Here is a 10,385-nt window from a genome sequence, read left to right as displayed (position 1 = left end):
ATTATCTTTGTTAAGATATGAAAAAATACGTTCCCATTGAAGACGGAGACTACTACCTTACACCAGAAGGCTACCGTTGTTTTACCGAGCAATACCATTTAAAACGCGGTTATTGTTGTGAGAGCGGTTGCAGACATTGTCCGTATGGATTTAATACATCGTCTCCGCTTAAAAAAGAAAAAAATACGTTAAAAAAAAAGTAATGCATACAACCACATTATCATTTAAAGACCAAATACTAGAAGGCATTCCTAACCCTTTACCAGCACCAAAACCTTTTGATGCCGCTATTAATCATGCTCCAAAACGCAAAGCTATATTATCTAAAGCCGAAGAAAAATTGGCTTTAAAAAATGCCTTACGCTACTTTGATAAAAAGGACCATAAGACCTTATTGCCTGAGTTTAAAAACGAATTAGACACTTACGGTCGTATTTATATGTATCGCTTAAGGCCAGACTACAAAATGTACGCCAGACCAATAGCTGAATATCCTGCAAAATCAACACAGGCCGCAGCGATTATGCTTATGATTCAGAACAATTTGGATCATGCTGTAGCACAGCATCCGCACGAATTAATTACCTATGGTGGTAATGGCGGAGTGTTTTCAAACTGGGCGCAATACAGATTAACCATGAAGTATTTGGCTGAGATGAATGATGAACAAACTCTAGTGATGTATTCTGGTCATCCTATGGGATTATTTCCTTCACATAAAGAAGCGCCAAGAGTTGTAGTGACTAACGGGATGATGATCCCTAATTATTCTAAACCCGACGACTGGGAAAAATTTAACGCCTTAGGAGTGACCCAATACGGACAAATGACGGCGGGAAGTTATATGTATATTGGACCACAAGGTATTGTTCATGGCACAACAATTACGGTACTTAATGGCTTTAGAAAAATAAAAAAAGAACCTAAAGGTAACCTTTTTGTAACCTCAGGACTTGGAGGCATGTCTGGAGCACAACCCAAAGCTGGTAATATTGCAGGTTGCATTACGGTTTGTGCCGAAGTGAACCCAAAAATTACACAAGTACGATTAGACCAAGGTTGGATAGACGAAAAAATTACCGATTTAGATGCGCTTGTTCATCGTGTTAATAAAGCCAAAGCAGACAAAGAAACCATTTCTATAGCGTATTTAGGCAACGTGGTAGATGTTTGGGAAAAATTTGATGAAGCCAATATTCATATCGACTTAGGAAGTGATCAAACCTCATTACACAATCCGTGGGCTGGTGGCTACTATCCTGTAGATGTTTCTTTTGAAGACGCTAACGAAATGATGGCGAACCAACCCGAATTATTTAAAGAAAAAGTTCAAGACACCTTACGTCGCCATGCAGATGCTATTAATAAACACACCGCAAAAGGCACCTATTTCTTTGATTATGGCAATGCCTTTTTACTAGAAGCTTCTCGTGCTGGAGCTAATGTTATGGCAGATAATGGTATCGATTTTAAGTACCCAAGCTACGTTCAAGATATTATGGGGCCTATGTGTTTTGACTATGGTTTTGGTCCTTTTAGATGGGTATGTGCTTCTGGAAAAGCAGAAGATTTAGCTAAAACAGATGCTATTGCTTGTCGTGTTTTAGAAGACATTAAAAAGAATTCACCTGAGGAAATTCAGCAACAAATGGCTGATAACATTCAATGGATAAAAGGAGCACAAGAAAACAAATTGGTTGTAGGCTCACAAGCCCGAATTTTATATGCAGATGCCGAAGGTCGTATGAAAATAGCCGAAGCATTTAACCAAGCCATAAAAAATGGAGACATTGGTACTGTTGTTTTAGGAAGAGACCATCACGATGTCTCGGGAACAGATTCTCCATACAGGGAAACTAGTAATATTTACGATGGCTCACGCTTTACAGCAGATATGGCCATTCAGAATGTTATTGGAGATAGTTTTAGAGGAGCCACTTGGGTAAGCATTCACAATGGTGGAGGCGTTGGCTGGGGCGAAGTTATAAACGGTGGTTTTGGTATGGTTCTTGATGGTAGTATAGAAGCATCAAAACGATTAAAACAAATGCTGTTTTGGGACGTTAATAATGGTATCTCTAGACGCAGTTGGGCAAGAAACGAAGGGGCTGTATTTGCAATACAACGCGCCATGGAAACGGAACCAAACTTAAAAGTAACCTTACCAAATTTCGTAGATGATGATTTATTAAATGAAGTGTAATAAAAAAACAAAGCTGTTATGAAAAAACTACTCAAACTTACTCCAATGTTTCTTTTACTTATAGTCTTATCATCTTGTAGCTCGGTAAGAGTGGCAACAGATTATGACAGAGAAGCCAATTTTGAAAATTACAAGACTTTCGCATTTTTTAAACCCGGAATTGACAAAGCCGAAATTAACGATCTTGATAAAAGGCGAATTCTTAGAGCTATTGAGTCTGAATTAATGGCAAAAGGCTATACCAAGTCTGAAAACCCAGATATGCTGGTTAGCATATTTACCAAATCTAACCAACGTGTAGATATCTACAACAATGCTTGGGGCAGTGGTGCTTGGGGCTGGGGAGGTTATGGCGGTTGGGGCTGGAGATCTGGCTGGAACAACAACCAAGTATCTACTACAACAGAAGGTGTTTTATACATTGACCTTATAGATGCGAATAAGAAAGAATTAATTTGGCAAGGTTCTGGAACAGGAAATCTTGAAACTAGAAGTGTAGAAAAGAAAGAAGCACGCATTAATGAATTTGTCTCTCAAATGTTAGCGCAGTTTCCACCAGAAAAAAAATAAGCATCACACCTATTAAAAAAAAGCATCGGGAAACCGATGCTTTTTTTGTTAAATTCAAAAAGTCTATCTTTGCCGCCTTTTAATTTAAGGAACTATGAAGCTAGGTAGAAACATCATTAAAAAAATTACTCAAAACCCTAAAAATGACATCCTTGCAGGTATAACCGTTTCATTGGCTATGATTCCTGAGGTCGTCGCTTTTGCTTTTGTGGCACAGATAAGCCCTATTGTTGCACTTTTTGGTGCTTTTATAATTGGTATTATTTCGGCACTTTTTGGAGGTAGACCTGGTTTAATTTCAGGAGCTGCAGGTGCTGTGGCTGTTATTTTTGTTTACATGATCCAAGAAGGACATGCCAAAGGTCTTTTATTTGATACTCCGGTGGAAAACATGGGCTATTTTTATCTATTAGCAGCCGTCGTGTTAATGGGAATTATTCAAATTATAGCCGGTGTTTTTAAGCTCGGAAAGTTTGTACGCCTAATTCCACACCCTGTAATGATGGGATTTGTTAACGGTTTAGCCATTGTTATTTTTATTGCACAATTGGGAATGTTTAAAGAAAACAAAAAAGATGTTTTTGGACAAAACATGCGTAAAACCGTATCAAAAGAATTGGTTTATAATGTTAGTGATAACAAGGTAAGAGATTTAATTTCTGACACTGAATTATTTTCTATAGAAGGCGAAAATATAATCAACATAAATACAGGCGAAACTGTTTTTATAGCATCAAACGATCAGGTTTTTGATGTTAAAACAAAAAGAGTGGTCTTTAATATTAAAAACAACGGCTTCTATTCTATAAAAGATAAGGGCGTTGTTAAATCTACTTTACAAGGTCAAAAGCTATATATTATGATAGGCCTTGTACTATTAACTATGCTTCTAATTTGGGGCTTACCTAAATTTAAACTCACAAAAAAATTACCTGCGGCATTAACAGCAATTCTTATTGTTACTTTAATTTCTATTTTTAGTGGACTGCATTCTATAAATGTTGGAGACTTTATTAGAGATGGTGGAGGAGCTGGTCTCAATGGATTTGATGAATTATCTAGTAAACTCAACCTCTTTGACCTTTGGAGTCATCTACCCTTTAACTTAGACACCTTAAAGTTTATAGCTCCTTATGCCTTTTTAGCGGCTTCTGTTGGATTAATAGAAACACTCATGACGATGAATCTTGTAGACGAACTAACCGATTCTAGAGGAAATGGTAACAGAGAATGTGTTGCTCAAGGAGCAGGAAACATGCTAAGTGGTATATTTGGTGGTACTGGTGGTTGTGGTATGATTGGCCAAACAGTTATAAACATTAATGCTGGAGGTAGAGGACGTTTGTCTGGTGTAATGATGGCAATAACGCTACTTACATTTATCCTTTTTGCAGATAAGTATATAGAACAAGTACCAATTGCAGCTTTAGTAGGTGTTATGTTTATGATGGTTATTGAAACTTTTGCTTGGTCTAGTTTCCGAATCATGAAAAAAATTCCTGTATCTGATGCTGTAGTACTAATTATTGTTTCTGTAGTAACTGTAATTTTTGATTTAGCCATTGCTGTATTTGTAGGGGTTATTATTTCGGCCTTATCGTTTGCATGGGAAAATGCCAAAAGAATTAGAGCTCGTAAACGTTTTAAAGAAGACGGTACAAAAACTTATGAAATTTGGGGCCCATTATTCTTTGGAAGTATTACCTCATTTAACGAAAAATTTGATATCAAAAACGATCCTAACATTGTAGAAATTGACTTTGTAGAAGCTCGAATTTCGGATCATTCGGCTATTGAAGCTATTTATACATTGGTTGAAAAATATCAGGCTGCAGGCAAAACCATAAAACTAAAACACCTGAGCGAGGATTGTAAAATATTGCTTTATAAAGCCAGTCCTAAATTTAAAGATGTCATTGTTGAAGCTATTGATGACCCTCGTTATCATTTGGCTGAAAATCCAGAAAAATTTACAAAACCACTTTCGGAATATAACATCTAATTTATAAGCTTTTTAGAATCTCTAAAGACTAATCTTTAGACACTTATCTTTTTTTAAAAATAAAAGACTCAAAATAATTGATTACCAACTATTTAAACTATATTTGCATCTTAATTTAATATATTTTAATATGAGTACTGGTACAGTAAAATTTTTTAATGACTCTAAAGGTTTTGGATTCATAACAGAAGAAGGAAACAACAAAGAGCATTTTGTACATATTTCTGGTTTAGTCGATGAGATTAGAGAAGGCGATAATGTAGAATTCGATTTAGCAGAAGGAAAAAAGGGATTAAACGCAGTAAATGTAAAAGTTATATAATTATATACCTTACAATCTTTTTAAGCATAAGACCTATCTTTTAGATAGGTTTTTTTTGTGCTTAATTTTAAGCTTACCAATACTTAGCCACTTTAAATATACCAGCTATGATTTATAAAATCCAATTCCTATAACCAACTGTTTTTAGTCTAACAGTTAAACCAAAATTTGGCGTTTTATTTTAGATCATACGATTACTTTAGCGCATTAATTTTTAATACAAATTGTTTTTATCTTAAATTTACAAACTTATTATTTCTGTATTGACAGAAATCCACAAAACGCATAAAACATTAATAAAACTCCTACTTTTACAGGAACACAGAACAAATGATTTCACAAAATTCTATAGCACAAGTATTTGAAACCGCTCGCGTAGAAGAGGTTATTGGTGATTTTGTACAACTTAAAAAATCAGGTAGTAATTTTAAAGGCCTTAGTCCTTTTAGTGAAGAACGTTCTCCGAGCTTTATGGTTTCGCCCGTAAAGCAAATTTGGAAAGATTTCTCTAGTGGAAAAGGCGGAAATGCTGTTACCTTTTTAATGGAACACGAGCATTTTACCTATCCTGAAGCTATAAAATATCTCGCCAAAAAATATAATATTGAAATAGAAGAAACCGAACAAACAGACGCAGAAAAGGCACAAGCTGATACTAGAGAAAGTTTGTATTTGGTTAGCGAATACGCAAACACGTATTTTCAAAAAGTACTACATAACACCAACCAAGGCAAGGCTATTGGCTTAAGCTACTTTAAAGAGCGTGGTTTTACAGAAGACACCATTAAAAAGTTTCAGTTAGGTTATTCTTTAGACGAATGGCAAGCCTTTACAGACGATGCCTTAGGAAAAGGCTATAACATCAATTTCCTTGAACAAACAGGCTTAACGATTGTTAAAGGAGAAAAACGCTTTGATAGATTTAAAGGCAGAGTTATGTTTCCTATTCATAGTATGAGTGGACGTATTCTTGGCTTTGGTGGACGAATTTTAGTTAACGATAAAAAAGCAGCTAAATATTTAAACTCGCCTGAAAGCGAAATTTACCATAAAAGTAAAGTGTTGTATGGTTTGTTTCACGCTAAGCAAAGTATTGCCAAAGAAGACAATTGCTATTTAGTTGAAGGCTATACAGATGTGATTCAGTTTCACCAAACCGGAATTACGAATGTAGTCTCTTCTTCAGGAACGGCTTTATCTGCAGACCAAGTTCGTTTAATTAACAGACTTACTAATAACATTACAGTGCTTTTTGATGGTGATGCCGCTGGAATTAGAGCATCTATTCGCGGTATAGATTTAATTCTAGAACAAGGAGTTAATGTTAAAGTTTGTACGTTTCCTGATGGTGAAGATCCAGATAGTTTTTCAAAATCAAACACCTTAGAAGAACTTACGGCTTATCTTGAAGCGAATGCCAAAGATTTTATTCAGTTTAAAGCATCACTATTAGTTAAAGAAGCTAATAATGACCCGATTAAAAAAGCGGAAACCATTCGTGATATTGTAAATAGTATTGCTAAAATTCCAGATCAGATTAAACGCGAAATCTATATTCAAGAATGTGCACGCATTATGGATATTAGTGAGAATGTGCTATTTAGTACCTTAGCGCAAATCAATAAAAAAGAAAATCAAGAGGCTAATAAAACATACAAACAAGACCAAAAAGCATTTCAAGTTGTAAAAAACGAACCTCAACCTAAACAAAAAGTAGATGTTCAGTTTGAATTAGAACGAAAAATCATAGAAATATTAATGCTTTATGGAGATCGTACAGAACAATTTGAAGATTTAATTTTAAAGGAAGACGAAGCCTCTAAAGAGTTGGTATTAGAACCTACCAAACATGAAGCACGTGTATTTGAAAAAATATATTTAGATCTTCAGGAAGATGAAATGCAGTTTTCTAATACACAATTTAAAGCCCTCTACTACGCTATTATTGACCGGTTGAATCAAGACGAAAATTTTTCTACCAAAAATTTCATCAATCAGCTAGACCAAGAATCTGCAAGTACGGTAACAAGTATTTTAATGGAAGATGAGCGCTATAATTTACACGATTGGGAACGCAATCAAATTGTTCCAAAAGAAAAGACAGATTCTGTTCCTCAATTGGTAAGCCAAACCATTTTAAGTTTACGTTGTCATTTAATTGACCAAAAAGTGGCCGAATATAAAAATGAGACCTTAAATAAAAATGCAGACCTACGTGCTATTATGGAAGATGTAAAAGACTACGTTAGTCTTAAAAGGTTATTATCTAGAAAATTAGGAAAAGTATTAGGATAACAGCAAAAACAAGCTTCTATGTTAAGTTGTGGTGCTTAGCTTGATGAATTAAATCTACAATATTAGTCACGTTAAGCTTTTTGAAAAGTCGCGCTTTGTACGTACTAACTGTTTTTTCGTTAATATCTAATTCTTGTGCAATTTCTTTGTTTTTACGACCAATAGAAAGCAGTTTTAAGACTTCAACTTCTCTAGTTGAAAGTTTTTTAAACATACGGCTTCTGCTTTTTCTGGTATCCTCATAACGCAAATGCTTGTCCATTTTTTCACTGAGAGAGGTTTCTCCTGCGCTAATTTTTCGGATTGCAGTTTCTATATCTTGAACATTAGCCGTTTTACTTAAGTATCCTGATGCTCCTGCTTTAAGCGTACTTATAGCATAGATTTCTTCAGGCTGATGACTAAACATTAAAACATTTACAGACTTGTTTTCTTTTTTAATCGCTCTAAGTGCTGTAATACCATTGAGTTCTGGCAAGTCGACTTCAGATATAATAATATCAACCTTATGGCGACGTACAAATTCAAAGATTTCAATACCACTACCTAAACTACCTATAACTTTTAAATCTGGCTTACTGTTTAAAAATAGTTCTAATCCAGTTCTAATGATAGGATGACTATCAACAATCAAAATATTTATCATGATAATCGACTTTTTTTTTGTTAGGTGTTAATTATTTATAACAACGGCTAGGCTAAATGGTTATGTGTAGATTTGTTACACAAAAATAACCAAAAATTAAAGAATTTTAAGAATTTATTCGACAAACTACAGTTTTTACCTTAAAATTTTAGGAATTTCACAAACTGGTATCGCAACCATTTTATGTTTATTTGAGCTATTGTATTTATTAAAAATTTCAAATACTTCACGGTTTCTACCTTCAAAGTCGGCAACAGTTTTCCCATTGGCTTTCATTTCCATAGCCCATTCTAGCTCGGGATAAGAAGCTCCTATTTGATCTTCATCGCTACGGGCATCTCCAAATAAGCCATCACTAGGAGCCGCTTTTATAATAGAAGCTGGCACGTCTAAAAAACGTCCTATTTCATAAACTTCAGATTTTAACAAATCTGCAATTGGACTTAAATCTACTCCACCATCTCCATACTTGGTATAAAAACCAACTCCAAAGTCTTCTACTTTATTTCCTGTACCAGCAACCAACAAGCCATACAAACCAGCATGATAATATAGGGTTGTCATACGCAAACGTGCTCTTGTATTAGCCAAAGCCATATCTACTGTAGATTGCTTTCCTTCTAAACTTACTTCTGTTTTAAATTCTTCGAAAACGGGAGTTAAATCTACCACCTTATCTTTTACATTAGGAAAGCGTTTTTTTAATTGCGCAATATGCTCTTGCGCTCTAGTAACGTGACTTGGCGCTTGATGAATAGGCATTTCTAAACACAAAAGTTCCAAACCTGTTTTTGCACAGAGCGTTGAAGTTACGGCAGAATCTATTCCACCTGAAATACCAATAACAAAACCTTTAACTCCTGCTTTTGCAGCATAGTCTTTTAACCAATCTACAATGTGATTTATAACTTTTTCAGTTTGCATAATTTTTGAATTTTTAAAACAAAGAAGTGTACCTTTGCACAACAAAAATAACGCAATCGTGTTAGTATTAAAAACATTTTATCAAATGCAAATTAAATTCTACCTTATATGTATACTCTTACTGACACTTACGTCTTGTAATGAAGAGTCTAAGATTGAAAAAGAAATTGCTAATATTAAAACAGATTTTACTGTAGAGCGTTTTGACAAAGCTTTTTTTGAAGCTACACCTAAGGATTTACCAAAGCTAAAAAAGGCATATCCTTTTTTCTTTTCTAAACATATACCAGACTCTATATTGGTTCATAAAATGAACGATACTTTACAACGTGAGCTATTATCCGAAGTACAAAAAACTTTTCCTGACTTTAAATCTTCTAAACAAGAATTAAAACAGTTATTTCAACATTTAAAATATTACGACAAAACCTTTACATCTCCTCGTGTAATTACCTTAACCAATGATGTAGCTTATAGAGATAAAATTATAGTTAATGATTCTTTAGTACTTATTGCTTTAGACAACTATTTAGGTGCAGAACACGAATTTTACCAAAACATCTCAATGTATATTGCTGCTAATTTACGTAAGGACCTAATTACAGTTGATGTAGCTAATGGTTATGCCGAAAAATATATATTTCAGACCAATAGAAAAACCTTATTAGATGAAATGATATACTTTGGAAAGCTGCTGTACTTTAAAGATGTTATGATTCCATTTAAAACAGATGCTGAAAAAATAGGTTATACTGAAGCTCAAATAAAATGGGCCGAAGCCAATGAAAGTCCAATATGGAGCTATTTTATTGAAAAAGAATTATTGTACAATACAGACCCTAAATTACCCAATCGCTTTATTGCTGACGCTCCTTTCTCTAAATTTTATTTAGAATTAGACAATGAGTCTCCAGGACGTTTAGGACAATATATGGGCTGGCAAATTGTAAGAGCTTATGCTGAAACTACAGGCAAAGATATCATGACCATCATGCAAACTGAATCTGAAGAAATCTTTAGAAAATCAAAATTTAAACCAAAAAAGTAATGTCTGAAATTATAAAATCTAAAATCGTATTAAACGTTGAACTCGACGAAAACAGAGTGCCAGAAAAACTAAACTGGTCTGCCCAAGATGGTGGTGTTGACAACGAAGAAGCCAAAGCTATAATGTTATCTGTTTGGGATAGTAATGCTCAAGAAACTTTAAAAATAGATTTATGGACAAAAGATATGCCTGTAGATGAAATGAAACTTTTCTTTCACCAGACATTAGTAACCATGAGCGATACATTTTTAAGAGCGACACAAGACGAAAAAATGACCGCTACTATGAAAGATTTCTGCGATTATTTTGCTGATAAATTAGAGCTTAAAAAGAAATAAACACGGCGTCTTTTCTTTTAAATTTAAAATTGTATCA

10 protein-coding genes are annotated in these 10,385 nt (G+C 34.3%); 8 read left to right on the top strand and 2 right to left on the bottom strand.

Annotated features, from left to right (window positions below; all coding sequences use genetic code 11):
• Window positions 1–17 precede the first annotated feature (17 nt).
• From ABD730_RS01810 to dnaG, 6 genes are all read left to right on the top strand, one after another.
• A complete protein-coding gene (locus ABD730_RS01810; RefSeq protein ID WP_215928544.1) occupies window positions 18–203 on the top strand; it encodes a C1orf53 family protein in 186 nt (61 codons plus the stop codon).
• Entirely contained in the window at window positions 203–2,203 is a 2,001-nt protein-coding gene (locus ABD730_RS01805) for a urocanate hydratase (protein ID WP_344712143.1), read from the top strand. Before ABD730_RS01810 ends, ABD730_RS01805 begins: the two co-directional genes overlap by 1 nt.
• An 18-nt stretch (window positions 2,204–2,221) precedes the next feature.
• Complete coding sequence (locus ABD730_RS01800) at window positions 2,222–2,773, top strand: DUF4136 domain-containing protein (RefSeq protein WP_334467649.1); 552 nt, start codon at window positions 2,222–2,224, stop codon at window positions 2,771–2,773.
• 94 nt (window positions 2,774–2,867) lie between these two features.
• Window positions 2,868–4,775, top strand: coding sequence for a SulP family inorganic anion transporter (locus ABD730_RS01795; protein ID WP_334467650.1), 1,908 nt, complete (start codon window positions 2,868–2,870; stop codon window positions 4,773–4,775).
• A 130-nt stretch (window positions 4,776–4,905) separates the two neighbouring features.
• Window positions 4,906–5,097 carry a cold-shock protein gene (locus ABD730_RS01790; RefSeq protein ID WP_020895249.1) on the top strand — a complete coding sequence of 64 codons (192 nt, stop codon included), beginning with the start codon at window positions 4,906–4,908 and terminating at the stop codon, window positions 5,095–5,097.
• A gap of 330 nt (window positions 5,098–5,427) precedes the next feature.
• The gene (gene dnaG / locus ABD730_RS01785) at window positions 5,428–7,392 is read left to right on the top strand and encodes a DNA primase (protein WP_344712132.1); all 1,965 of its coding nucleotides are present in this window, start codon (window positions 5,428–5,430) and stop codon (window positions 7,390–7,392) included.
• A 16-nt stretch (window positions 7,393–7,408) separates the two neighbouring features.
• On the opposite strand, the gene ABD730_RS01780 is transcribed toward dnaG, so the two are convergent.
• Window positions 7,409–8,038, bottom strand: a complete 630-nt coding sequence (locus ABD730_RS01780) for a response regulator (protein WP_215928534.1) — start codon at window positions 8,036–8,038, stop codon at window positions 7,409–7,411.
• A gap of 135 nt (window positions 8,039–8,173) precedes the next feature.
• A complete protein-coding gene (gene nadE / locus ABD730_RS01775; protein WP_334467661.1) occupies window positions 8,174–8,962 on the bottom strand; it encodes an NAD(+) synthase in 789 nt (262 codons plus the stop codon).
• Window positions 8,963–9,047: 85 nt separating this feature from the next.
• Here nadE and gldB point away from each other — a divergent pair, with 85 nt between their 5' ends.
• Together gldB and gldC are read left to right on the top strand one after the other, a co-directional pair.
• A complete protein-coding gene (gene gldB / locus ABD730_RS01770) occupies window positions 9,048–10,010 on the top strand; it encodes a gliding motility lipoprotein GldB (protein ID WP_344712130.1) in 963 nt (320 codons plus the stop codon).
• On the top strand, window positions 10,010–10,348 hold the full coding sequence (gene gldC, locus ABD730_RS01765; RefSeq protein WP_215928530.1) for a gliding motility protein GldC: 339 nt from the start codon (window positions 10,010–10,012) through the stop codon (window positions 10,346–10,348). Before gldB ends, gldC begins: the two co-directional genes overlap by 1 nt.
• Window positions 10,349–10,385: the final 37 nt, after the last annotated feature.

Origin of the sequence: Winogradskyella damuponensis (assembly GCF_039538385.1) — a bacterium.
Lineage (GTDB): Bacteria > Bacteroidota > Bacteroidia > Flavobacteriales > Flavobacteriaceae > Winogradskyella > Winogradskyella damuponensis.
The sequence above is the reverse complement of the archived record's forward strand: the minus strand, read 5'-3'. Positions and strand labels throughout refer to the sequence as shown.